The following is a 24090-nucleotide window of genomic DNA, read 5'->3' as shown; positions in this document are numbered from 1 at the left end:
GAGGGGAGCGCGATGGCCGCCAACAAGAAGCTCCTGGTCCTGCCCGGCGACGGCATCGGGCCCGAGGTGATGCGCGAGGTGCTGCGCGTCATCGACTGGCTCGACCGCCGCCGCAAGGTCAGCTTCGACCTGGAGGAGGGCCTGGTCGGCGGCGCCGCGATCGACATCGAGGGCGCGCCGATCTCGGAGGCCACGATCACCAGGGCCAAGGCCGCCGACGCCGTGCTGTTCGGCAGCGTCGGCGGACCGAAATGGGACGGGCTGCCGTTCGAGAAGCGCCCCGAGCTCGGCATCCTCCGGCTGCGCAAGGAGCTCGGCCTGTTCGCCAACCTGCGCCCGGCGATCGTGCTCGACGCGCTCGCCGACGCCTCCTCGCTCAAGAAGGAGCTGGTCCAGGGCCTCGACCTCATGATCGTGCGCGAGAGCACGGGCGGCATCTACTTCGGCGAGCCGCGCGGCATCGAGACCCTGCCCGACGGCCGGCGGCGCGGCGTGGACACCGAGGTCTACACCGAGGACGAGATCGCCCGCGTCGCCCGCGTCGCCTTCGAGCTGGCGCGCAAGCGGCGCGGCCGGCTCTGCTCGGTGGACAAGGCGAACGTGATGCAGTCGGGCCGCCTCTGGCGCGCCGTGGTCGGCGAGGTCGGGCGGAGCGAGTTCCCCGACGTCGAGCTGACCCACATGTACGCCGACAACTGCGCGATGCAGATCGCCTCGCGGCCGAAGCAGTTCGACGTGATCGTCGCCTCCAACCTGTTCGGCGACCTGCTCTCCGACCTCGCCGCGGCGCTGACCGGCTCGCTCGGCATGCTGCCCTCGGCGACCCTCGGCGCACCGGATTCCTCGGGCCGGCGCCATGCGCTCTACGAGCCGGTGCACGGCTCGGCGCCCGACATCGCCGGCAAGGGCATCGCCAACCCCTGCGCGCAGATCCTCTCCTTCGCGATGCTGCTGCGCTGGTCGTTCGGCATGGAGGAGGAGGCCCGGCTGATCGAGCGCGCGGTGGAGCGGGTGCTCGCCGGGGGCCTGCGCACCGCCGACATCATGCAACCGGGGATGGCGCGCGTCGGCACCTCGGTGATGGGCGAGGCGGTGGTGCGCGAGCTCGACAAGCTTGCCGCCTGAGGCGGCCGCGGACGGCGACGGGGGTTGCGGAGCGCGGTCGGCTCCGCTATCTCCCCGCCCGCTCGACGCCGGCAGCGATGCCGGCCGCGGGGCGCCCGTAGCTCAACTGGATAGAGCATCAGACTACGGATCTGAGGGTTAGGGGTTCGAATCCTCTCGGGCGCGCCAGTTTCCGCAGCCGCAGTCGAACGAGGGCGTTCGCGCTCCGCAGCCGCGGAAGGGCGCGGAGTGCCGCGGCGCCGCGCCGGGCAGGCCGTTCGCGGCAGGCGCGGCGGCGGCGTCCTGTTCCGGGAATCGGCCGCGGTCACGCCCCGCCCCTTCGCCCGGACCGCGCGCGCCGCGACGGGACCCTGTCGCGATAATTCTGGGCAGGCGGCGGCCGGCATGCCAGCGTCGCTCGGCGCGCGGGGCGGCGAGCGCCGGAGCGAAACCGCGCGCGGGCGGGAAGGAGCGGGAAGGAGCGGAGGCGGTGAGGCACGCGATCCGTGCCGCCGGATGGGCCTGTGTCGCGCTCCTGGCGCTGCTGTCCCTGCTGCCGGCCGAGGAGATGGTCCGCACCGGCGCCGGAGGGGACATCGAGCACGCGACGGCCTATGCCGGCACGGCCCTGCTCCTCGGCCTCGCCTACCGCGGGCCGGTGCGGATCGCCATCGCCCTGGTCGCCTACGCGGCGGTGCTGGAGCTCCTGCAGGGCCTTTCGCCCGGCCGGCATCCCGCCCTTGCCGACTGGCTGGCCGGCGCCGCGGGCAGCCTCGCCGGCGTCGGGGCGGCATGCCTGGCCGCCGCGCTGTGGCCGGCCGTCCGGGCAAGGCGGCAGGCGCCGGGGGCGGGATAGGCGGCAGCCGGGCCCAGGTGCCGCCGGCGCCCGCGCCAGGGCCGCGGCGCGCTGCCGGCCCGGGCGGGGCTGCCGAAAAGCGACAGCGCACGGCGCCGCAGCCCGCCGTCGGACCGCCGCGCCGCGCCCGGGACTTCGCTTGCGATCGTGGACGGCTTCCGCTCCGGCCGGTTCGAGCGCACCATGGCAACCACCGCCCGCTGTCCCCGCAAGGTCACGGAAGATCACGGACGATGAATCTCGCGCGCTTTCCCCGCATCCGCCTGGGCCACCTCCCGACGCCGCTGGAGCCCCTGGAGACCCTTTCGAAGCACCTCGGCGGCCCCAGGCTCTGGATCAAGCGGGACGACTGCACGGGGCTGTCCACCGGCGGCAATAAGACCCGCAAGCTGGAATACCTGATGGCCGAGGCGCGCGCGCAGGGCGCCGACACGGTCATCACCCAGGGCGCCACCCAGTCCAACCACGCCCGCCAGACCGCGGCCGCCGCGGCGAAGCTGGGCTTCGCCTGCCACATCCTGCTCGAGGACCGGACCGGCTACACCGATCCCGCCTACACCCGCTCCGGCAATGTCCTGCTGGACAAGCTGCACGGCGCCGTCGTCTCGCGCCGCCCGGGTGGTGCGGACATGCAGGCGGAGATGGAGGCGCTGGCCGAGGAGCTGCGCAGGGCCGGCAGGCGCCCCTACGTCATCCCCGGCGGCGGCTCCAACCCCGTCGGCGCCCTCGGCTATGTCGGCGCGGCGCTCGAACTCGTGGCCCAGGCCGCCGCCATGGACCTGCGGATCGACCACGTGGTCCACGCCACCGGCAGCGCCGGCACCCAGGCCGGGCTGGTCGCGGGCCTGGTCGCGCTGAACAGCGGCATCCCCGTGCTCGGCATCGGCGTACGCGCGCCGCGCGAGCGGCAGGAGGCCAACGTGCTGGCGCTGGCGCAGCGCACCGCCGAGCATCTCGGCCTGCCCGCCGGCACGGTGCGCGCCGAGCATGTCCGGGCGAATTGCGACTATGTCGGCCAGGGCTACGGCATCCCGACCGAGGCCATGGTGGAAGCCGTGAAGCTGGTGGCGGAGAAGGAGGGCATCCTCCTCGACCCCGTCTATACGGGGAAGGCGATGGCCGGCCTGATCGACCTGATCGGCAAGGGCTACTTCCGGCCGGAGGAGAACGTGGTCTTTCTCCACACCGGCGGCGCGGTGGGCCTCTTCGGCTATCCGGACGCCTTCGGCCTGCCCGCCGATTCGCCGTAGGCCGCCCGCGCGGCCCGCCGTGCCGGTGCGGTCAGCGCCGGCGCAGCGCCGCGACGTCGCGCACCGCGCCGCGCGCCGCGCTGGTGGCCATCGCCGCGTAGGCGCGCAGCGCCGCCGAGACCTGGCGCGGGCGCGGCGCGGCCGGCTGCCAGGCGGCCTCCCCCCTGGCCTCCATCGCCGCGCGGCGGCGGGCGATTTCCGCCTCCGGCACCGCGAGGTGGATGCGCCGGGCGGGGATGTCGATCTCGATCCGGTCGCCGTCCTCGACCAGTCCGATCAGCCCGCCCTCCGCCGCCTCGGGCGAGACGTGGCCGATCGAGAGCCCCGAGGAGCCGCCGGAGAAGCGCCCGTCCGTCACCAGGGCGCAGAGCTTCCCGAGGCCCTTCGACTTCAGATAGCTGGTCGGATAGAGCATCTCCTGCATCCCCGGCCCGCCGCGCGGTCCCTCGTAGCGCACGATCACCACGTCGCCGGGCCGGACCGCGCCGCCGAGGATGCCCGCCACCGCCGCCTCCTGGCTCTCGAAGATCCGCGCCGGGCCGGCGAAGCGGAGGATGCTCTCGTCCACCCCCGCGGTCTTCACGATGCAGCCGTCCTCGGCGAGGTTGCCGTAGAGCACGGCGAGCCCGCCGTCGGCCGAGAAGGCGTGCGCCACGTCGCGGATCGCGCCGCGCGCGCGGTCGAGGTCGAGCGCGTCCCAGCGCGCGCTCTGGCTGAACGCCTCGGTGGTCGGCACGCCGCCCGGCGCGGCGCGGTAGAAGACGCGCACCGCCTCGTCCGCGGTGCGCCGAACGTCCCAGCGCTCGAGCGCCTCGGCCAGGGTCGGGGCGTCCACCCGGCCGACCGAGGTGTCGAGCAGCCCGGCGCGGTCGAGCTCGCCCAGGATGCCCATGATGCCGCCGGCGCGGTGCACGTCCTCGACGTGCACGTCGGCGACCGAGGGCGCCACCTTGCACAGCACCGGCACCCGGCGCGACAGGCGGTCGATGTCGCGCATGGTGAAGTCCACGCCGGCCTCGTGCGCGGCGGCCAGCAGGTGCAGCACGGTGTTGGTCGAGCCGCCCATGGCGATGTCGAGCGTCATCGCATTCTCGAACGCGGCGAAGGTGGCGATGCTGCGCGGCAGCACGGAGGCGTCGTCGGTCTCGTAGTAGGCGCGGGTGATCTCGACGATGCGGCGCCCGGCCTCGACGAACAGCCGGCGGCGGTCGGCGTGGGTGGCGACCAGGGTGCCGTTGCCGGGCAGCGCGAGGCCCAGCGCCTCGGTCAGGCAGTTCATCGAGTTGGCGGTGAACATGCCGGAGCAGGACCCGCAGGTCGGGCAGGCCGCGCGCTCGATCGCCTGCACCTCGGCGTCCGTCACCGTGGCGTCGGCGGCGGCGACCATGGCGTCGATCAGGTCCACCGCGCGCCGCTGCCCGCGGTGCACCACCTTGCCGGCCTCCATCGGCCCGCCGGAGACGAAGATCGCCGGGATGTTGAGGCGGAGGGCGGCCATCAGCATCCCCGGCGTGATCTTGTCGCAGTTGGAGATGCAGACCATGGCGTCGGCGCAGTGCGCGTTGACCATGTACTCCACGCTGTCGGCGATCAGCTCGCGCGAGGGCAGGCTGTAGAGCATGCCGTCGTGGCCCATGGCGATGCCGTCGTCCACGGCGATCGTGTTGAACTCCCTGGCCACGCCGCCCGCGGCCTCGATCTCGCGCGCGACCAGCCGGCCGAGGTCGCGGAGGTGGACGTGGCCGGGGACGAACTGGGTGAAGCTGTTGACCACGGCGATGATCGGCTTGCCGAAGTCGGCGTCCTTCATGCCGGTGGCGCGCCAGAGGCCGCGGGCGCCCGCCATGTTGCGGCCGTGGGTGGTGGTGCGCGAGCGGTAGCTGGGCATGGGGGATCCCTGGAACGGAGGTCTGAGGCCGGGCCGGTGCCGGGCGCGCCGTGCCCGAGGGCGCCCGGCCGGGGGCAGGGCGGCGGATGCTAGCCGCCCGGCTGCGACAAGGCCACCCGGGCAAACCCGTAGGAGCCGTTTCCGCTCGGCGCTGCGCGGCGACGGCTCCGGCTGACGGTGCGGCGAACAGGCGCGCGCCCCGGCTGTTTCCTGCCCGCCGCGATCCGCCCTAGGGTGGCGTCTGCCGCCGGCGCGCGCCCTGTTGCACGCACGCTCGCCCTGCCCGGCCGGGGCCGCGAGCGCCGGCCGCAGGCGCGGCGCGGCGGGGATGCGCCGCTGCGATCGCCGCTCCCGCGATCGTCGTCTCACGGGCGAGTCCGCGACGGCGCCCTTCCGCGCCCCGTGCGGCCCGAACGGGGAGGCAGGGGAGTGGCGGAGAGGGTGTCCGCCAAGAGGACGTCTCGGGCGGGTGCGGGACGTTTCCGGCCGACCGGGCGAACCCGGCCTTTTCCAAGGCTTTCCCGGCGATCCCTGGCGCATGTTGTCGCCCGTTGTGTCACGCCAGCGCAACGCCTATGGTGGGATCAATGGTGGGATCGGCCCGGGTGAGGGGGCGCTGATCCCCCCTGCGGCGGAGAAGGGCGCGGCGGGCGATCCCACCGCAGCGGGGCGGGCGCCAGGCGCAAGCCGGGGTTGGTCCCGATCCCACCTGGCGGAGCGGAGGGCGCGATGCGGCGACGGCAGGCGACGGCAACCGAGGTGCGGGCGGTGTTCCAGCGCGGCGCGCCGTGCCGCTTCTCGGTCGGGGACGGGCTGCATCTCTGGGTGCGCGGCCCGGGCCGGGCGCAATGGGTGCTGCGCTACCGCGCCCCGGACGGGCGGCGGCGCGACATGGGGCTTGGGACCTTCCCCGGGGTGCCGCTCGCCGAGGCGCGGGCACGGGCGCAGGCGGCGCGGATGGCCGGGCGCGATCCGCTGGCCGCGCGCGCGGCCGAGCGGCGGGCGCGGGCCGAGGCCGAGGCGCCGGCGCGGCAGACCTTCCGCGCCGCCGCCGAGGCGCTGATCGCGGCGAAGCGCCCGGGCTGGCGCAACGCCAAGCACGCCGCGCAATGGCAGGCGACGCTCGCCGCCTACGCCTATCCCGTGCTCGGCGACCTCGCGGTGGCCGAGGTGGATACCGAGGCGGTGCTGCGGGTGCTGCGCCCCTTGTGGCAGCGGGCGCCGGAGACGGCCTCGCGGCTGCGCCAGCGCATCGAGGCGGTGCTGGATGCGGCGACGGTGAAGGGTTGGCGCGCGGGGCCGAACCCGGCGCGCTGGAAGGGGCATCTCGATGCGCTGTTGCCGCCGCCGCGCAAGGTGCAGCCGGTGCGCCACCATCCGGCGCTGCCCTGGCCGCAGATGCCGGCCTTCCTGGCGGCGCTGGCCGAACGCGAGGGGGTGGCGGCGCTGGCGCTGCGCTTCGCGATCCTGACGGCCGCGCGCACCGGCGAGGTGCGCGGCATGACCTGGCGCGAGGTGGACCTTGCGGCGCGGGTGTGGACCGTGCCGGCGGCGCGGATGAAGGCCGGACGGGCGCATCGGGTGCCGTTGTCCACGGCGGCGCTCGCGGTGCTGGAAGCGGTGCGCCCGCTGGCGGCGGGGCCGGACGCCTTCCCCGCCGCGCTCGAGACGGCGGACGCCGAGGCAACCGAGGCCACCCGCAGCGCCGACGCGCCCGCCCTGCCGAGCGGCTTCGCCATGCGCCGCGATGGCCTCGCGCCGCAGCGGCGGCGCCCGGTCCGGGGTCGCGCCGCAGGATGGCGCCCGCGCCGCATCCGCCCTAGATCAGCGCCGGGGCGGGGCCGGGCCCGGCCGCCGCCCGCAGCGCGCCGCGCGGGAGACGCCGCAGACATGCCCATCGACGAGAGCCTGCCCTTCCTCCCCGTCAACATCGCCGTGCTGACGGTGAGCGACACCCGCGACATGAGCACCGACCGCTCCGGCCAGGCGCTGCAGGAGCGGATCGAGGCCGCCGGCCACCGCTGCGTCTCGCGCGAGATCGTCAGGGACGAGGCGGACGCGATCGAGGCGGTGCTGCGCCGCTGGATCGCCGACCCGAAGGTGGACTGCGGCATCACCACGGGCGGCACCGGCATCACCGGGCGCGACGTCACGCCCGAGGCGTTCCGGCGCGTGCTCGAGAAGGAGATCGAGGGCTTCGGCGAGCTGTTCCGGATGCTGAGCTACCGCAAGATCGGCACCAGCACGATCCAGTCGCGCGCGCTCGGCGGCGTCGCCGGCGGGACCTACCTGTTCGCGCTGCCCGGCAGCACCGGCGCGTGCAAGGACGCCTGGGACGACATCCTGGTGTTCCAGCTCGATTCGCGGCACCGGCCCTGCAACCTGGTGGAGCTGATGCCGCGGCTCAGGGAGCACCTGAAGGCGGGCTGAGCGGGGGCGCGGGGCGCGCGCCCGGGCACGGCCCGCCCGCGCGGCGCCCCGCTCACTCCGCGCGGATGCCGAGTTCGCGGATCAGGCCGCCCCACTTCGCCGCGTCCCGGCGCAGCAGCGCCCCCAGCGCCTCGGGCGGCTCGTTCTGCACCTCGACGCCGATCTCGGCCATGCGCCGCGTCACCTCGGGCAGGGCGAGGACGCGGTTGATCTCGGCGTTGAGCCGCGCGACGAGCGCCGGGTCCATGCCGCGCGGGCCGAAGCAGCCGTACCACACCGCCATCTCGTAGCCGGGCAGCGTCTCGCCGACCGTCGGCACCTCCGGCAGCAGGGCGGAGCGCCGTCCCTCGGTCACCGCGAGCAGCCGCAGCCGCTCCGCGCGCACATGCGGCAGGGTCTGCGTGCCGGCGCTGAAGAGGAGCTGCGCCTGGCCCGCCACCGTGTCGAGCACTGCCGGCGCGCCGCCGCGATAGGGCACGTGCAGCATGCGCACCCCGGCCATGCGCTCGAACAGCGCCGCGCAGAGGTGGTTGGTCGAGCCCGGCCCGGCCGAGGCGTAGGCGATCCGCTCCGGGTTCGCCTTCGCGTGGGCGACGAACTCGGCGACGGTGCGTGCCGGCACCGCGGGATGCACGACCATCGTGTTGAGCACGTAGGCGAGCAGCGCTACCGGCGTGAAGTCCTCGACGCCGTCGAAGGGCATGTTCGGCATCAGCGCCGGGTTCATGGCGTGCGTGCTCATCGAGCCGAACAGGATCGTGTGGCCGTCCGGCGCCGCCTTGGCGACGATGTCCGAGCCGAGGTTGCCCGAGGCGCCGGACCGGTTCTCCACCACCACCGGCTGGCCGAGGGCAGGGCCGAGGCGCTCGGCGACCACGCGGGCGAGGATGTCGGTCGAGCCCCCGGGCGCCCAGGGCACGATCAGGCGCACCGGGCGCTCCGGATAGCGCGCGGCGGGCGCGGCCGGCGCCGCGGCCGCGCCGGCGGCGCCGCCGAGAAGGCCGGCGGCGGCGAGGCGCCGCCTCGGCAGGGGGGTTCGCAGGGTCACGGTCGGGCGCCCTCCGCGGATTCGCTCCTGGCTCAGAGGCGATAGACCGGGCCGCGGCCCCCGGGCAATGGCGGCGGGCGTTCCTCGAGGCCGAAGGGAAGGCGCGGCGCCGGCGGCGCGGCACCGCCCTCCTCCGGCGGCCCGCCGCCCGCCTGGGCGGCGCCGTCCTGCAGCAGCGCGGTGACGAGAGCCGCGAAGCCGGCGGCCCGGCGCAGCTCCATCGCGCCGGGCGTGGCGGTCAGGAACACCCGCACGAAGCGCGTCCGCGCCACGCCGAGGCAGCGCAGCCCGTTCAGCCGGCGCCCGTCCGCCGCCGCCTCGGTCAGGGTGGCGCAGCGCACCAGGGGCTGGCCGCGCAGCGCGACGAGGAATTGCTCCTCCGGCTCCGCCGGGCGGCGCGGCGGTCCGGCATCGGGGAGGCCGATCATCTCCGCAGCCAGCATGCGCTCGAACTCGGCCGTGGCCGCGGGCGCGCGCGGATCCTCGCCGGCGACGTCCGCCGCCTCGTCGCGCGCGACGAGCACGACCGAGGCCAGCGCGCCGCCTTCGTCCGGCGCGTAGCGGACGGCGAGGCCGGAGCCGAGCCGCGGCAGGACGACGCTCTCGACGGCGCCCCGGCGCAGGCCGAGGAGCTCGGCCGGCAGGCGCAGCGCCATGGCGGCGGTGGCGAGCTGCCCGTCCCCCGGCCCCGGATCCGGCTGCGTCTCCGGGGCGCCTGTGCACGCCGTGGCGAGCAGCAGGGGGAGCAGCGTCGCGGCTGCCGGGCCTGTCGCGGGCCGCCGCGTGCGCTCGGGGGAAGTCCGCACCCGTCCGTCTCCTTCCTCGCGCTGCGCCGGACGGCAGAGTCGGCGCCGCGCGGCGCTCCGGCAAGTCGCGTCAGCGCGACCGCATCGCGGCGGCGCGCGCAGGGCGCTCCGGGCCGGCCCGTCCGGCGAAGACCGCGATCGGGCGGGCGCCGGCGGCGGCGCCGCGGATGGCCCGCCGCGCCGCCCGGCCGGACCGGGGCGATGCGGCGGGCGAGGCCGGGCGCGGTCGCGGCCGGACGGTCCGCCGGCGGCGCCGCGCGGGCGGCCGCCGAGGGGGGGGACCGGTGCGGCGCGGCAGGGCGCGGCAGGGCCGCGGCGGCATCGCCGCCGCGAGCGGGTGGACGGGACGGCGCGGCGGCGTCACGGGCGGCCGCCGGCGGTCTGCAGGGCGCGCAGCGCCTCGGCGGTGTCCACGTCGCGCAGCCGGCGCAGCAGCACGACGCGCCGCCCCCCGCAATTCGCGAGCGTGTCGGCGAGCGCGTTCGGCCCCGACCAGCGCACGCGGGCGAAGGGATGGGCCGGACGCCGCGCGCCGAGGCCGACCAGCCAGTAGCCGCCGTCCTCGGCCGGACCGAACACCGCGCCGGCGCCGCCGGCGAGGGCGCGGAAGGCGGCCGCCACGTCGGCCGCCGCGAGGCCCGGGATGTCGCAGCCGACCAGCGCCACGCGCGGCCGGTGCGGCCGCATCGCCCGCGCCATCCGCGCGCCGAGGTCGCCGCCGCCCTGCGGCACGCGCGGCGGCTCGCGGCGCCGCGCGAGCCCTGGCGCGAGCGGCCCCCAGCGCCGCGCCGCGCCGTCCGGGGTGAGCGCCACCAGGCAGCGCCAGCGCCGGTCGCGGCCGAGCCGGCGCAGCGTCGCCGCGAGCATGGCGCGATGGAAGCGCAGCGCCGCGAGCGCGCCGACGCCGCGTGCCAGCCGCCGCTTCACCGCGCCGAGCCGGGGGGCGCGGGCGAAGACGATCAGCACCGGGCGGCGATCGCGGCCGCCCGCCGGCCCCGGCGCCCCTCCCGCGCCGGCGGCGCGGAGCGACGCGTCCCGGCCGGGAGCCGGCGGGACCGTGGCCGCGCTCCCGGCCGCGCTCCGGTGTGCGCCCGTCGCCGGGCGCCTCATCGCCCGTAGAGCGGAGCGAGGCGGCGCGCCGGCACGCCGAGGCACCACAGGGCGAGGCAGGCGAGGTTGCGCGCCGAGCGGCGCTTCCACCCCTGCGCCCGCCAGCGCGCCGCCGAGGTCACCGCCGGCACGTCGAGCGCCACCAGCCGCCGCCGGCCGAGGCGGCGAACCAGGTCCACGTCCTCCATCAGCGGCAGCTCGGGCCGGAAGCCGCCGAGCGACTCGTAGAGGCGGCGCGCGATCAGCAGCCCCTGGTCGCCATAGGGGAGGGCGAGCCACCGACAGCGCCAGGCGACCAGGCGCTCGAGCCGGCGCGCCTGGGGCGCGGGATCGTCGAGGGCGAAGCGGAAATACGCGGCGCGCCCGGCATTCGCGGGATCGGCCGCGAAGCCCGCCGCCGCGCGCGCCCAGCCCGGGGCGAGCACCGTGTCGGCGTGCAGGAACAGCAGCCAGTCGCCGCGCGCCACCTGCGCCCCGGCCGCGAGCTGCGCGCCGCGCCCGCGCGGCGCGGCGAGGACGCGCGCGCCGAGCGCGGCCGCGACCGTCGGCGTTCCGTCGCTGCTGCCGCCATCGGCGACGACGACCTCCTGCGCCGCGCCGCCGAGCGCCGCGAGCGTCGCCGGCAGCGTGCCGGCGGCGTTCAGGGTCGGCACGACCACGCTCAGGGCGCCGCTGGCCGGGGCTCCTCTCCCGGCTGGCCTCCGCGACTCGCGCCCGCCGCGCGGCGGGACGGCGCGGCCCTTGCGTTCCCTGCCGGGACGCTGCCGGCCGGCCGCCGCCGGCGCCGCCCCGGAACAGCCCGCCGGGCGCCGTGCCCGCGCGCCAGGCGGGCCGTGGGCGGCGCGGCGCCGGCGCCCGGCGAGGGCGGAATCCCGGCCGCCGTCGTTCCTGCCTGGCGGGCGGCGCGGCGTGCCGGTCGCGCGCCGGGGGCGCCGCCGCACGGCCGCGCCCCCCGCACGCCGGCCGGCGCCCGCGCGGCGCCGCCGGAACGGCCGTCGTCCCGCCCCGCGGCGCCTGTCGCCGCGGCAGGGGGGAGCCTGCCCGGCACGACCCGGCGCGGGCCACGACCCCGCAGGGAGCGGCTGCGGGCCTCGTATCGGCTTCCGGGGTTCGGCAATCCCATCCTCCACGGGCCGGCCCTGCCGGTGCGGCACGCCACGATTGAAAATTCCGGGCCGCGCCGTGGCAAGAGGCCGGCCGGCGCGCCGCGCAGTTCTTATTCTGTTCTTGACGTCGGCGAGTCCGGTCTGGCAGGCTGACACGGAACGGAAGAGGAACGCGCGCCATGCCCGACGGCTCCGCCGCCCCGTCGCGTCCCGCCGCCGGGACGCCCCCGCTCGCCCGCAAGGGCCGCGGCGCCCTGACCAACGCCCTCTCCCCCCGCTTCGAGCGCACCCTCGCCGAGCCTTTCGACGACGGCTGGGGCACGCTCGCCGCCGAGCTCGCCGACCTTCCCCCGCTGCCGACGACGCTGATCCGCGACCGGACGCGCTCGGCCATGGCCTGGAACGACAGCCCGGACATCGGCTTCGACCGCTCGCTCAACCCCTACCGCGGCTGCGAGCACGGCTGCATCTACTGCTACGCGCGGCCCTCGCACGCCTATCTCGGCTATTCGCCGGGCCTCGACTTCGAGACCCGCCTCGTGTTCAAGCCCGAGCTGCCGGCGCTGCTCGAGAAGGAGCTGCGGCGGCCCGGCTACGTGCCGCGGCCGGTCGCGCTCGGCGCCAACACCGATCCCTACCAGCCGGTCGAGCGCACGCTGCGGATCACGCGCGGCGTGCTCGAGGTGCTGGAGCGCTTCGGCCATCCGGTGACGATCGTCACCAAGTCGGCCGGCGTGCTGCGCGACCTCGACCTCCTGCAGCGCCTGGCGGCGCGCGACCTGGTGCATGTCTGCCTCTCGGTGACGACGCTCGACAATGCGCTGGCGCGGCGGATGGAGCCGCGCGCGGCGGCGCCGGCGCGGCGTCTCGCCGCGCTCGCCGAGCTGCGCCGCGCCGGGGTGCCGGCCGGCGCGCTGATGGCGCCGATCATCCCCGGCCTCAACGACGCCGAGATCGAGCGGGTGCTGGAGGCGTGCGCGGCGCACGGCGCGCTCGGCGCGGGCTACGTGCTGCTGCGCCTGCCGCACGAGATCGGGCAGCTCTTCGAGGAGTGGCTGCACGCGCACTTCCCCGACCGCGCCGCGCGCGTGCTGGCGCTGGTGCGCGAGACGCGCGGCGGCGCGCTCTACGACGGCCGCTTCCGGCTCCGCCAGACCGGGACCGGCGCCTATGCAGCGATGATCGCGCAGCGCTTCCGCGTCGCGCTGAAGCGGTTCGGCCTCGACCGGGGGGAACGCGGGCCGGGGCTCGACTGCACGCGGTTCCGGGTGCCCGACGACAAGGCGCCGCTCGCCCCGGGATCCGCCAACAGGTCCGCGGCGGTGCCGGAGGGGCAGCTGGCCCTGCTCTGATCGGATCGCGGGCGACCGGGAGCGCGAATCCGCCCGAGCGACGACGCGCCGGAGCCGTCGCCGCGCGCAGCCGGGCGGAAGCGGCCCCGGCGGAGGGCGGATCGGGCAGCTCGGCCGGGCGCGCCGGAGCGGCGCGATCCGCGCCCCGTCAGGCCGGCAGCAGCGCCTGCGCCTCCTCCCACAACCGGCGCACCAGCTCCGCCGCCGGCTCCGCGCGGGCCAGCGCCGCCGCCTGGCCGGCCCAGGCCTGCATGCGATCCAGCTCGCCCGCCGCCTGCGCCGCCTCGCGCATCGGCGTCGTCAGCACGCGCTGCACGGGGTAGGGCGCGGGCGGCGGCGCGTCCGGGGCGGCCGCCGCCCGCACGTAGCCGGTGGCGAGGGCGCGGCCGAGCCGGCCGCTGAAGGCGCGCGTCAGCATCGTTCCCTCGGGCTCCGCGCGGCCGAGCGCCTCGGCCCAGGCGGGGTGGATCCCGGCCTCGGGGCAGCGCAGGAAGCCCGTGCCGATCTGCACTGCGCTGGCGCCGAGCGTCAGCGCCGCCGCCACGCCGCGCGCGTCGGCGATCCCGCCCGCGGCGATCACCGGCACGTCCAGCGCGTCGGCAAGGCGCGGCACCAGGGCGAAGAGGCCGGTGAGCTGCGCCTCGGCCGCGGCGGCCTCGAAGGCGCCGCGATGCCCGCCGGCCTCGGCGCCCTGGGCCACGATCGCGTCCGCGCCGGCCGCCACGGCGGCGCGCGCCTCGGCCAGCGTGGTCGCGCAGGCGAACCAGGCGATCCCGCGCGCCTTCATCGCCGCGACGACGCGCTCCGGGAACACGCCCATGATCGAGGAGAGCACCGCCGGCTGCGCCGCGAGCATCGCCGCGCACTGGGCGTCGAACTCGGGCAGCAGCGGACCCTCGCCGGGCGGCGCCGGGCGCGGGCCGAAGCGCGCGAGGAAGTCGGCCACCGCCGCCTCGCGCGCGGCGTCGCGCCGGGGCGGCGGGTCCGGGATCCAGAGGTTCATCTGGACGCTGCCGTTGCTCCGCGCGCGGAAATCGCGCGCCCAGGCGAGGATCGCCTCGGGCGTCATCATCAGCGCGCCCATCCCGCCCATGCCGCCGGCATTCGCCACCGCCGCGGCGAGCGCCGGCGGACAGGCGCCGGCCATCGGCGCCTGGAGGATCGGCACGCGCAGGCCGAACCGCGCGCAGAACGCGGCGGCGCGGGCGCGCGCGGAGGCGGCGGTCTTCGTCCGGGCGGGGCGGGAGGGGAGGGTCCTCGACGGGTCCGTCATGGCATCGCCTCGGCGGCTGGGGACCGCAGGCTAGCCCTGCCATCCTATCGCGAAAAACGATTTGTCCAGATCGGTGCGATCTGCGTTCGCGATGATTGCCGGGCGGCGCGCCCGGCTCAGGCCGCGGCCTGCGCCGTCGCCGGCGGCCGGGCGCAGGCGAGGAAGGCGGCGAGCGCGCTCGAGAGGTGGCCGTCGTGGCGCCGGATGAACACCGTCTCGACCCGCGCCTCGGCGGGCGGGAGGGCGTGGACCGCGACCCGGTTCTCCTCGCGCCAGACGGGGCCGATCAGCGCGCGCGGCAGCAGCGTCACGCCGAGCCCGGCCGCGACGCAGCCCAGGATCGCCTCCAGCGTGCCGAACTCGAGCAGCCGCGGGCGGGGGACGCCGCGCCGCGCCAGGATCGTCTCCAGCCGCTGGCGGTAGGAGCATCCGGCGCGCAGCACGACGATGCGCACCTCGCCGCGCCGCACCAGCGCGTCCAGGGAGGCGACGCCGGGCGCGGTGAGCACGGCGAGCTCCTCCTCGAACACCGTCTCCTTCGCCAGGTCGGGATGGTCCACCGGGCCGCAGACGAAGGCGCCCTCCAGCCGCCCGGCGAGCACCTCCTCCACCAGTTCGCAGGTCGTGCCGGTGCGGAGCGAGAGGTCCACCGCCGGGTGCGCGGCGGCGAAGGCGGCGAGCACGGGCGGCAGCCGCAGCCCGGCCGTCGTCTCCAGCGCGCCGACCCGCAGCGGGCCGCGCGGCGTGCCGTCGTCGCGCGCGGCGCGGCAGGCCTCCTCGAGCAGGCGCACGAGCCGCGCCGCGTAGGGCAGCAGGCGCCGCCCGGCCGGGGTCAGGGAGACGCCGCGGGCGTGGCGCTCGAACAGCGCGACGCCGAGCCGCGCCTCGAGCTGCCGGATGCGGGCGGTGACGTTCGACTGGACCGTGTTGAGCTCGGCCGCCGCCCGGCTCATCCCGCCGAGCCGCGCGACCGCCTCGAAGATGCGGAGTGCGGAGGCGTCCATGGGCGCGAGGATACGCCAGGACGCGGCCCGGGCGCGATGCCCGCGCGCCGGCACCTCCTCGTCCGCGCGGATGCGAATCGCGCCGGGCCGGGCTATGGCTGGGCGCCATGCCGGATTTCAGCCTCGAAGCGGCGGCCGGGGCCGTGCGCGTCGCCGGGGTGGACGAGGCGGGGCGCGGGCCGCTGGCCGGCCCGGTGCTCGCCGCGGCGGTGGTGTTCGCGCGGCGCCCGCCGCGCGGCCTCGCCGCGCTGCTCGACGACAGCAAGCGGCTGTCGGCGGCCGCGCGCGAGGCCGCCTTCGCCGCGCTGCGCGAGGCCGCGGCCGCAGGGCGGGCCGAGATCGGCATCGGCGCCGCCTCGGTGGCCGAGATCGCGCGGCTCAACATCCTGCGCGCCACCCATCTCGCCATGGCGCGGGCGCTCGCCCGGCTGCCCGGCGGCCTGCCCGACCTCGCGCTGGTGGACGGCGACCGGCCGCCGCCGCTGCCCGCCGGCGCGCGCTGCGCGGTGCGCTGCGTCGTCGGCGGCGATGCGCGCAGCCTCTCCATCGCCGCCGCCTCGATCGTGGCCAAGGTGCTGCGCGACCACGCCATGCGGCGGCTCGATGCGCGCTGGCCGGGCTACGGCTTCGCCCGCCATGCCGGCTATCCGACGCCGGCGCATCTCGCGGCGCTGGCGCGGCTCGGCCCGACGCCGCACCACCGCCCCGGCTTCGCGCCGGTGGACCAGGCGCGACTCGCGCTCGACCCGCCGCACGCGGCGGTTGACACGGCCGAGTCGCGCAAGCGATTCTAAGAACTTAGCGCTCTCCCGCCTGGAAGGACCGCTCTCCCTTGGGCACCGGCCTCGACCTGCCGCTCGACCGGATCCTGGTCGGCGACTGCGTGGAGCTGATGCGCCGGCTGCCGCCGGCCTCGGTGCACGCGATCTTCGCCGATCCGCCCTACAACCTGCAGCTCCGCGGCGAGCTGCGCCGGCCCGACGACTCGCTCGTGGACGGCGTGGACGAGGAGTGGGACCGCTTCGCCGACTTCGCCGCCTACGACGCCTTCAGCCGCGCCTGGCTCGCGGAGGCGCGCCGCGTGCTGCGCAAGGACGGCACGATCTGGGTGATCGGCGCCTACCACAACATCTTCCGCCTCGGCACCGCGCTCCAGGACCTCGGCTTCTGGATCCTGAACGACGTGATCTGGCGCAAGGCGAACCCGATGCCGAACTTCCGCGGCCGGCGCTTCACCAACGCGCACGAGACGCTGATCTGGGCGGCGCGCGGGCGGGAGTCGCGCTACCGCTTCAACTACGCCGCCATGAAGGCGCTCAACGACGACGTGCAGATGCGCTCGGACTGGTTCATCCCGCTCTGCACCGGCGCCGAGCGGCTGCGCGACGCGCGGGGCGCCAAGCTGCATCCGACGCAGAAGCCGGAGGCGCTGCTGCACCGCGTGATCCTCGCCTGCACCGCGCCGGGGGAGGTGGTGCTCGATCCCTTCCTCGGCTCCGGCACCACGGCGGCGGTCGCGCGGCGGCTCGGCCGGCGCTTCATCGGCATCGAGCGCGATCCGCGCTATGCGGCGGCGGCCGAGGCGCGCATCGCCGCGGTCGAGCCGCTGCCCGAGAGCGCGGCGCTGACGCTGCCCGCGAAGCGCGAGCAGCCGCGCATCCCGTTCGGCGCGCTGGTCGAGCGCGGCCTGGTGCCGCCCGGCTCGCGGCTCTGCGACCGCCACCGCCGCTTCGTCGCCGAGGTGGGCGCCGACGGCTCGATCCGCTGCGGCCGCGCCCAGGGCTCGATCCACCAGGTCGGCGCGGCGGTGCAGGAGGCGCCCTCCTGCAACGGCTGGCTGTTCTGGCACTGGCTCGCGCCGGACGGCCGCCTGCGCCTGCTCGACGAGCTGCGCGGCGAGCTGATGGCGCAGGACGCCGGCGCCGCGGTGCGCAGCGGTTGAATTTCGGCCAAGAAACAATCGCGGCGGCGCAGGACCGGCCGCCCAGTGATCACGTTGTCGTGAGGATTCCGCGGTTCGGCAAGGCGAGGTTGAATCGGCGATTCCTGACGCGGAACGCTTCGATCTCTTGCTGACAGCGCGGTTCGTGGCGCATATCCTATCTTTCGTTCGTGGCGCTGTGCCCAGCCGGGTTGACCACGCCGCGTTCCGTATTTGGGATTTGGGTGCAACTCGCGGCGGATTTCGGCTCCGACCGGGCGGCGACGTCCGGGGCGGGGGCGTGGCGCCGCAGGCGGCGGAGCGGCTGGCCCGTCTCCGCCGCCCGTTTTCTCCTCCGGCGCGAAAGACTGCGGCGACGCTGCGGCCGGCGGCATGAGGGTCCGGCCGCCCTGCGGCGGGCCGCGCCGGCCATCGGGTCGTCGCCGCGAGAGGGCAGGGTTCCCGCCTCGCCTCCGCAACCGCTCCGCCGGCGTGCGGCCCCCTCAGTCCGGCCGCCGCGCCGCCGCAGGGAGCGAGAGAATGGCAGGGGCGCTCCCGGTTGCGGCGGGAGCCGACGGGGCGGCGGCGTTCGGCAGCAGCCGCCGGGCCGGAATGACCACCGTGCACCGCAGGCCCGCCGGGAGCCATTCCATCGCGACCGTCCCGCCGAGCTGGTGCCGCACCGTCTGCTCGATCAGCCGCGCGCCGACGCCGCCGCCGCGCGCGGCCGGCGCGGGCAGGCCGCCCGGCCGCGCCGGGACCGGCGCCGCCGCTGCCGTCTCCCGCCGGATCGCGGGACCGCCCGTCTCCGCCCAGACGAGGCGCAGCCCGCCGCCCGCCTCCGGCGGCAGCGGCGTCCAGCTCACCTCCACCCGCCCGCCGGCGGCCGAAAGCGCGCCATGCTTGGCCGCGTTGGTGGCCAGCTCGTGCAGCACCATCGCCACCGGCTGCGCCGCGTCCGGGGCGAGGCGCACCGGTGGTCCGGAGAACGCCGCCCGCCCGGCGTAGGCGGCCAGCTCCTCGCCGGCGAGGGTCTGCAGCTCGGCCCCCGACCAGCGGTTCTGCGCGAGCAGGTTGTGCGCGCGCGCCAGCGCGTCGATCCGGCCCTCCACCGTCTCCGCGAAGCGCGCCGGATCGTCGCGGCGCGACAGGCGCAGCAGCGCCTTGGTCACCGCGAGCACGTTCTTGGCCCGGTGGTCCACCTCGCGCGCGAGCAGCGCCTGGCGCTCCTCGGCCGCCTTGCGCTCGCTCACGTCCTGCACCACGCCGGCGAGGCGCAGCGGCGCTCCGCTCTCCGGGTCGCGCGCCACGACGGCGCCGTAGTCCGCCACCCAGGCCCAGTCGCCGCCGGGGCTCGCGCGCCGCACCCGATACTCGACGGCGAAGCCCTCCGCGGCGCCGGCGAGGGCGGCGGCCAGGGCGGCGTCCCGCTTCGGCAGGTCCTCCGGGTGGATGCGCGCGCGCAGCCCCGCCTCGCCGTCCTCCGCGCCGCCCCTGCCGGGCGGCCCGCCGTAGATCTCGGCTGCGCGCGCATCCCAGCTCGCGCCGCCGCCGGCGCCGATCTCGCGCTGCCAGGTGCCGAGGCCGGCACCCTCGAGGGCGAGCCGCAGCCGCGCCTCGCCCTCCGCGAGCCGCGCATTCGCCGCCTCCAGCTCGGCGGTACGCGCCGCCACCCGCCGCTCGAGCTCGGCATTGAGCTGCGCCAGGCGCCGCATCGCGGCGCGCCGCTCCGCGACCGCGGCGCCGAGCGCGTGCGCGGTGCCGGCGGCGACCACGAGGAAGATCTGCAGGAGGACGGTCTGCGCCGCGAAGGGCAGGAATTCGTTGGCGAAGGGGCCATAGCCCGCGCTGGTGCCGGCGACCGCCACGGCGGTGAGCACGGCGACCGCGAGCGCCACCACCCCCGGCCCGAAGCGCAGCGCCGGCCAGAGCAGCGGCGGCAGGGCGAGGAAGGACACCGGCGCCCGCACGGTGGAGTCCCAGAACACCAGCGCCGACATCAGCGCCACCAGGGCGAGCGCCGCCGCGGCCTCGGCCGCGCGCCGGCGCAGCGCCGCCGGCCCGGGCATCGGCTGGTCGCCCCACGCGGCGAGGCCGAGCATCACCGGGGTGCCGACCGCGATGCCCACCGCGTCCGACGCCCACCACACCTTCCAGGTGTCGAGCGCGGCGCCGGGCAGCACATCGGCGGTCGCCACCGCGCCGAGGGTCGCGCCCACGGCCGGCGCCGCCAGCGCCGCCGCGAGCACGGCGAGCAGGTCGCCGAGCCGGTCGAGGCGCGGCGGCTGGCGCGAGCGGCGGAGGTGCTGGACCAGCATGGCGCCCAGCACCCCCTCGAGCGCGTTGGCGCCGATCAGCCCCAGGGTCGCCGGGACGCCCCGGCCCAGCAGCAGCACGTCGGCGGCCAGGTTGGCCGCCGCCGCGGCGGCGATGACCGGCGGCCACAGGCGCCGGTCCGCAGCGATCAGCAGGGCGGCGAGGTAGAGCCCCGCCGCGGGCCAGAAGGTGGCGACCCGCGCCGGTCCGCGCGCGGCGTCGTGGTCGGCGAGCACCCCGGCGAGATACCCGAGCAGGAACAGCGCCAGCAGGACGAGCGCCGGCACCGCGATCGCGTGCGGCCAGGGCGGCGCCGTGCCGCGCCGGTCCGCGCTGCCGGCGCCGTCGCGGCGCGGCGCGCCGGACGCCGGCGGCGCCGTCGCGGCGAGGGGTTGGGACCTTACCAGACGCACCCCCGCCGGGGCCGGGCCGAACGGGCGGGAGATCGAGGGCCTGGTCAGCATCGTGCCGCCGGCGCCCTCGTCGTCGCTGCCCCGGTTCCGATCCGCCTCGCCATCATCCGCCTGCCAGCGCTCCGCTTCGCCGCCAAAGGCGGCCCCCGCCCCTTCCACCTGTCGCCTGCCGGTCTCGCGACCCTGGTCGGTCCGCCGCGGCGCTGCCGGTCGGCCGGGGGCGCCGGACCCCTGGTCGGCGGCGGCATGCCGGACGGCGGCCCGGAAACGATACTAACCCGGAATTGCGCCGGACCGCGTTGGCGAAATTGACGCTGCCGGCGAACGAGGCACCGGGCCGGGCGGGCCTCCGCCCGGCTCGCGCGGCGCCCCGTGCCCCCGCGGCGCCCCGGAGGGCCCGGCCGCCGGCGGTCCGCCGGGACATTCCTGGACGGCGCGCGGGCGCGATCCGCCGCGGGGCCGCCTCCCGTGCTGCCCAGGCGGACGGGGGAGCAGGTCACGCCGCGTCGGGTCGCTGCGGGGCCGCCTGCGACGGAAGCGCGGCGCCCCTGGCGGCGAGGGCGAGCAGGCGGCGCATCGCGGTCGGCACCACCGCCGCCGCGGCCGCCGGCGACCGCCAGTCCCAGCCCGCCTCCGTCCCGGCCCCGGCGGGGAGCGTGGCGGCATAGAGCGCCAGTTCGAGCGTGAAATGGGTGAAGCCGTGCCGCACGCTGCCGGGCAGCAGGCGCCAGGGCAGGCCGGGGAGGGGCGCGTGCGCCAGCGCCTCGTCGCGGCTCCAGGGCGCGTCGCGCCAGGGGGTGCCGGGCAGTTCGAGCATGCCGCCGAGCGGGCCTCCGGGCGGCCGGCGCCGCAGCAGGATGCGCCCGCTCGCCGGATCGCCGAGCAGGAAATGCGCGCCGTGGCGGTGCGGCCGCGCCCGCCTCTCGGCCCGCCGCGGCAGGGCCTCCGCCTCGCCGCGGGCCGCGGCCGCGCACCCCTCGCGCCAGGGGCAGGCGCCGCAGGCCGGCCGGCGCGGGGTGCAGACCGTGGCGCCGAGGTCGAACAGCGCCTGGGCGAAATCCCCCGGCCGGGCGCGGGCCGCGGCTTGCGCCAGCAGGCCCTGGGCGAGCGCGGCAAGCCGCGGCCGCGCCCCCGGCAGCGGCGCCGCCACCGCGAACAGCCGCGCCATCACCCGCTCGACGTTGGCGTCCACCGGGACCACCGGCGCGCCGAAGGCGATCGCGGCGACCGCGGCCGCGGTGTAGGCGCCGATGCCGGGCAGGGCGCGCAGGCCGGCCGGGTCGCGCGGGAAGCCGCCGGCCGCGGCGACCCGCCGGGCGCAGGCGTGCAGGTTGCGGGCGCGGGCGTAGTAGCCGAGGCCGGCCCACTCCTCCAGCACCGCCGATTCGGGCGCCGCCGCCAGCGCCTCGAGGCTGGGGAACCGCTCGAGAAAGCGGCGGAACCGTGGCGCGACCGCCGCCGCCGTGGTCTGCTGGAGCATGACCTCGGACAGCCAGATGCGGTACGGATCGGGGGCGCCGGCGCCCTGGCCCGGCGGGATGCGCCAGGGAAGGTCGCGGCGGTGCCGGTCGTACCAGCGGAGCAGCGCGGCGGCGGACGGGGTCACGGCGGGCGGCGGGGGCGATGGCGTCAGGAAGCGACGGGGCGACGGGCGGCGACGGCCTCTCCGACCGCCGCGCCGGCGGCGGGGCGGAGGACGAGGCGCGCTGCTCCGTGGGCGGTCCGCGTCCGCTCGGCGCCATCCTGCCGCGGCTGACGCGCCCCGCCTTCCGGCGCCGCAGCCCGGCGGCGGCGCAGATCATGGCGGACTGGCCGGCGGTGGTGGGGCCCGCGCTGGCCGCCGTCACCGCGCCGCGCCGGCTCGTCCAGGGCACGCTGACGCTTGCCTGCGCCGGGCCGGTGGCACTGGAACTCGCGCACCTCGCGCCGCAGCTCGTCGCCCGGATCAACGCCCATTGCGGCCGGATGGTGGTGCAGCGGCTGCGCTTCGTCCAGGCCGCGCCGCCGCTCGCGCCGGACGCGCCCCGCCGCGCCGCCGCCGGGGGCGGCCCCGCGCCGGGCGCCGCCGCGGCGGCGCTGCCGGGGCCGGTGAGGCAGTCGCTCGCGCGCGTCCCCTCCGAGGCGCTGCGGGCGGCGCTGGAAAAGCTGGCACGAGGGGTCTATCGGGGTGGCGAGGACAGGCGGGACGGCGATTCCGAGGACCCGGCCGTCCCCGGGGAGGCCCCATGACACTGCTTCGACGCACGCTTCTCCTGGCCGGCGCCGGTCTCGGCGCCGTTGCCGCCGCCGACCCTCTCGCGCCGGCGCGCGCCCAGGGCGCGGGCGGAACGCCGCCGCAGCCCGCCGGTGCCGACCCGCGGCTCGCCGAACGCTCGGTCGGGCGCCCGGACGCGCCGGTGACGGTGATCGAGTACTTCTCGCTCACCTGCAGCCATTGCGGCGCCTTCCACCGCGAGACCTATCCCCGGGTGCGGAAGGAGCTGATCGAGACCGGGCAGATGCGGCTGGTGTTCCGCGACTTCCCGCTCGACCAGCTCGCGCTCGCCGCGCATTGCGTGGCCCGCGCCCTGCCGCCCGACCGCTACGAGGGCTTCCTCTCGGCGCTGTTCGCCGCCCAGGACCGCTGGGCCTACGCCCGCGGCGCGGACCACCTGGCCGAGATCGCCAAGATCGCGGCCGTCGCCGGCATGACGCGCGAGCAGGTCGAGGCCGCGGCCCGCGACGAGACCCTGCAGCGCGCCGTGCTCGAGAGCCGCCTGCGCGGCGAGCGGGACCACCAGGTGAGCGCGACGCCGACCTTCGTCTTCGGCGAGGCCGGCAAGGTCCGCCAGTCGGGCAACATCGGCTTCGAGCGCTTCGCCCAGCTGCTGGCGCAGGCCCGCCAGGCATCGTGACCGGGGAGGCGGACCTTCCGCCCGCCGCGCCCGGCGAGGGGGCGGAGATCCTGCCGGCCGGCTCGCCCGAGCGCAGCGCCGAGCAGCGCGCCGCGGCGCGCCGCGCGGTGCTGACGCGGCTGCGCATCGCCGGCTTCAAGAGCTTCGCCGAGCCGACCACGCTCGAGGTCCTGCCCGGCCTGACCGGCATCGTCGGCCCGAACGGCTGCGGCAAGTCCAACGTCGTCGAGGCGCTGCGCTGGGCGATGGGGGAGACCTCCGCGCGCGCGCTGCGCGGGGGCGAGATGGACGACGTCATCTTCGCCGGCACCGCGACCCGGCCCGGGCGCAACATCGCCGAGGTGACGCTGACGCTCGAGGAGGCCGCGGGCCTCGCCCCCCCGCCGCATCACGACGCGCCGGAGCTCGAGATCACGCGCCGCATCGCCCGCGGCGAGGGGACGAGCTTCCGCGTCAACGGGCGCGAGCTGCGCGCGCGCGACGTGCAGACCATGTTCATGGACCTCGGCTCCGGCGCGCGCGCCTCGGGCATGGTGAGCCAGGGGCGGGTCGCGGCGCTGATCGGCGCGCGGCCCGAGGAGCGGCGCCAGGTGCTGGAGGAGGCGGCGGGCATCGCCGGCCTGCGCGCCCGCCGCCACGAGGCCGAGCTGAAGCTGCGCCAGGCCGAGGCCAACCTGACGCGGGCCGAGGACCTGCTCGGCCAGCTCGAGGCGCAGCGCCAGTCGCTGGCGAAGCAGGCGCGCCAGGCGAGCCGCTACCGCAACCTCTCCGGCCTGGTGCGGCAGGCGGAGGCGGAGTGGCTGGCGCTGCTGCGCGCCCGGGCGATGGCGGCGCTCGCGGCGGCGCGCGCCGCCTTCGCCGCGGCGCGGGCGGAGACGCGGCGCGCCGAGGCCGAAGCGGAAGCGGCGGCGCTGCGCGCCTTCGCGGCGGAGCGCGACCTGCCGGGGCCGCGCGCCGCCGAGGCGGAGGCGCGCACCGCCCTGGAGCGCCGCCGCGTCGAGGCGGAAGGGCTGGAGCAGGAGGAGCGCCGCGCGCGCGCCGCGCTGGAGGCGGCGGCGGCGCGCCTCGCCCAGATCGGGCGCGATCTCGCCCATGCCGAGCGGCTCGCGGGCGACGCGGCGGCGGCCGAGGCGCGGCTCGCCGACGAGGACCGCGCCCTCGCCGCGATCGAGGGCACGCTGCCCGCCCGCCTCGCCGCCGCCGAGGCGGCGCTCGCCGCGGCCGCGGCGGCGGCGCGCGAGGCCGAAGGCGCGGCGAACCGCGCCACCGAGGAGGCGGCCGAGGCGGCGGCGCGCGCCGATCGCGTGCGCGCGGAGCTG

19 protein-coding genes, 1 tRNA gene and 1 pseudogene are annotated in these 24090 nt (G+C 77.6%); 12 read left to right on the top strand and 9 right to left on the bottom strand.

Features of this window, described 5'->3' with window-relative positions; all coding sequences use genetic code 11:
- Positions 1 to 12: 12 nt before the first annotated feature.
- From leuB to cuyA, 4 genes are all read left to right on the top strand, one after another.
- Positions 13 to 1125 (top strand): 3-isopropylmalate dehydrogenase, encoded by a 1113-nt coding sequence (gene leuB / locus K1J50_RS09695; protein WP_220117511.1) that lies wholly within the window; start codon positions 13 to 15, stop codon positions 1123 to 1125.
- A 91-nt stretch (positions 1126 to 1216) separates the two neighbouring features.
- A tRNA-Arg gene (locus tag K1J50_RS09690) sits at positions 1217 to 1293 on the top strand.
- 301 nt (positions 1294 to 1594) lie between these two features.
- Positions 1595 to 1960 carry a VanZ family protein gene (locus K1J50_RS09685; protein WP_220117510.1) on the top strand — a complete coding sequence of 122 codons (366 nt, stop codon included), beginning with the start codon at positions 1595 to 1597 and terminating at the stop codon, positions 1958 to 1960.
- A gap of 233 nt (positions 1961 to 2193) precedes the next feature.
- Positions 2194 to 3210, top strand: a complete 1017-nt coding sequence (gene cuyA, locus K1J50_RS09680) for a D-cysteate sulfo-lyase (RefSeq protein WP_220117509.1) — start codon at positions 2194 to 2196, stop codon at positions 3208 to 3210.
- A 31-nt stretch (positions 3211 to 3241) separates the two neighbouring features.
- On the opposite strand, the gene ilvD is transcribed toward cuyA, so the two are convergent.
- Complete coding sequence (ilvD, locus tag K1J50_RS09675) at positions 3242 to 5098, bottom strand: dihydroxy-acid dehydratase (protein ID WP_220117508.1); 1857 nt, start codon at positions 5096 to 5098, stop codon at positions 3242 to 3244.
- A gap of 729 nt (positions 5099 to 5827) precedes the next feature.
- Here ilvD and K1J50_RS19110 point away from each other — a divergent pair.
- Both K1J50_RS19110 and moaB read left to right on the top strand, forming a co-directional pair.
- Positions 5828 to 6706: pseudogene (locus tag K1J50_RS19110) on the top strand (tyrosine-type recombinase/integrase); the annotation flags it as partial.
- A gap of 282 nt (positions 6707 to 6988) precedes the next feature.
- Positions 6989 to 7528 carry a molybdenum cofactor biosynthesis protein B gene (gene moaB, locus K1J50_RS19105; protein ID WP_255575147.1) on the top strand — a complete coding sequence of 180 codons (540 nt, stop codon included), beginning with the start codon at positions 6989 to 6991 and terminating at the stop codon, positions 7526 to 7528.
- Positions 7529 to 7580: 52 nt separating this feature from the next.
- Here the strand turns inward: moaB and K1J50_RS09665 are convergent, their stop codons facing one another.
- The 4 genes from K1J50_RS09665 to K1J50_RS09650 form a co-directional block, all read right to left on the bottom strand.
- Positions 7581 to 8576 (bottom strand): tripartite tricarboxylate transporter substrate binding protein, encoded by a 996-nt coding sequence (locus tag K1J50_RS09665; RefSeq protein WP_369413567.1) that lies wholly within the window; start codon positions 8574 to 8576, stop codon positions 7581 to 7583.
- A 32-nt stretch (positions 8577 to 8608) separates the two neighbouring features.
- Complete coding sequence (locus tag K1J50_RS09660) at positions 8609 to 9382, bottom strand: hypothetical protein (RefSeq protein WP_220117506.1); 774 nt, start codon at positions 9380 to 9382, stop codon at positions 8609 to 8611.
- Between the two features lie 360 nt (positions 9383 to 9742).
- The gene (locus K1J50_RS09655; protein WP_220117505.1) at positions 9743 to 10348 is read right to left on the bottom strand and encodes a TIGR04282 family arsenosugar biosynthesis glycosyltransferase; all 606 of its coding nucleotides are present in this window, start codon (positions 10346 to 10348) and stop codon (positions 9743 to 9745) included.
- Between the two features lie 140 nt (positions 10349 to 10488).
- On the bottom strand, positions 10489 to 11145 hold the full coding sequence (locus tag K1J50_RS09650) for a TIGR04283 family arsenosugar biosynthesis glycosyltransferase (RefSeq protein WP_369413566.1): 657 nt from the start codon (positions 11143 to 11145) through the stop codon (positions 10489 to 10491).
- Between the two features lie 632 nt (positions 11146 to 11777).
- Between K1J50_RS09650 and K1J50_RS09645 the strand changes: the two genes are divergently transcribed.
- Entirely contained in the window at positions 11778 to 12950 is a 1173-nt protein-coding gene (locus K1J50_RS09645) for a PA0069 family radical SAM protein (protein ID WP_220117504.1), read from the top strand.
- A 148-nt stretch (positions 12951 to 13098) separates the two neighbouring features.
- Here K1J50_RS09645 and K1J50_RS09640 read toward each other — a convergent pair whose 3' ends face one another.
- The gene (locus K1J50_RS09640; protein ID WP_220117503.1) at positions 13099 to 14223 is read right to left on the bottom strand and encodes an NAD(P)H-dependent flavin oxidoreductase; all 1125 of its coding nucleotides are present in this window, start codon (positions 14221 to 14223) and stop codon (positions 13099 to 13101) included.
- 116 nt (positions 14224 to 14339) lie between these two features.
- Positions 14340 to 15227 carry a LysR family transcriptional regulator gene (locus tag K1J50_RS09635; RefSeq protein ID WP_220117502.1) on the bottom strand — a complete coding sequence of 296 codons (888 nt, stop codon included), beginning with the start codon at positions 15225 to 15227 and terminating at the stop codon, positions 14340 to 14342.
- A gap of 107 nt (positions 15228 to 15334) precedes the next feature.
- Between K1J50_RS09635 and K1J50_RS09630 the strand changes: the two genes are divergently transcribed.
- Positions 15335 to 16021: a ribonuclease HII gene (locus tag K1J50_RS09630; protein ID WP_220117501.1), complete on the top strand. Its 687-nt coding sequence runs from the start codon at positions 15335 to 15337 to the stop codon at positions 16019 to 16021.
- A 38-nt stretch (positions 16022 to 16059) separates the two neighbouring features.
- Positions 16060 to 17169: a site-specific DNA-methyltransferase gene (locus tag K1J50_RS09625; protein ID WP_304502908.1), complete on the top strand. Its 1110-nt coding sequence runs from the start codon at positions 16060 to 16062 to the stop codon at positions 17167 to 17169.
- Positions 17170 to 17651: 482 nt separating this feature from the next.
- On the opposite strand, the gene K1J50_RS09620 is transcribed toward K1J50_RS09625, so the two are convergent.
- Both K1J50_RS09620 and K1J50_RS09615 read right to left on the bottom strand, forming a co-directional pair.
- Positions 17652 to 19928 (bottom strand): MASE1 domain-containing protein, encoded by a 2277-nt coding sequence (locus K1J50_RS09620; protein ID WP_220117500.1) that lies wholly within the window; start codon positions 19926 to 19928, stop codon positions 17652 to 17654.
- Between the two features lie 445 nt (positions 19929 to 20373).
- Positions 20374 to 21483, bottom strand: coding sequence for an A/G-specific adenine glycosylase (locus K1J50_RS09615; protein ID WP_220117499.1), 1110 nt, complete (start codon positions 21481 to 21483; stop codon positions 20374 to 20376).
- Positions 21484 to 21500: 17 nt separating this feature from the next.
- Between K1J50_RS09615 and K1J50_RS09610 the strand changes: the two genes are divergently transcribed.
- From K1J50_RS09610 to K1J50_RS09600, 3 genes are all read left to right on the top strand, one after another.
- Positions 21501 to 22106 (top strand): DUF721 domain-containing protein, encoded by a 606-nt coding sequence (locus K1J50_RS09610; protein ID WP_220117498.1) that lies wholly within the window; start codon positions 21501 to 21503, stop codon positions 22104 to 22106.
- Positions 22103 to 22771: a DsbA family protein gene (locus K1J50_RS09605; protein WP_220117497.1), complete on the top strand. Its 669-nt coding sequence runs from the start codon at positions 22103 to 22105 to the stop codon at positions 22769 to 22771. The genes K1J50_RS09610 and K1J50_RS09605 overlap by 4 nt, the downstream gene beginning before the upstream one ends.
- Positions 22768 to 24090: AAA family ATPase (locus tag K1J50_RS09600; protein ID WP_408869368.1), on the top strand; the 1323-nt coding region annotated here is incomplete at its 3' end. The genes K1J50_RS09605 and K1J50_RS09600, both read left to right, overlap by 4 nt.

It is taken from the genome of Caldovatus aquaticus, from assembly GCF_019458025.1.
GTDB lineage: Bacteria > Pseudomonadota > Alphaproteobacteria > Acetobacterales > Acetobacteraceae > Caldovatus > Caldovatus aquaticus.
This window is presented reverse-complemented; position numbering and strand designations above follow the sequence as displayed.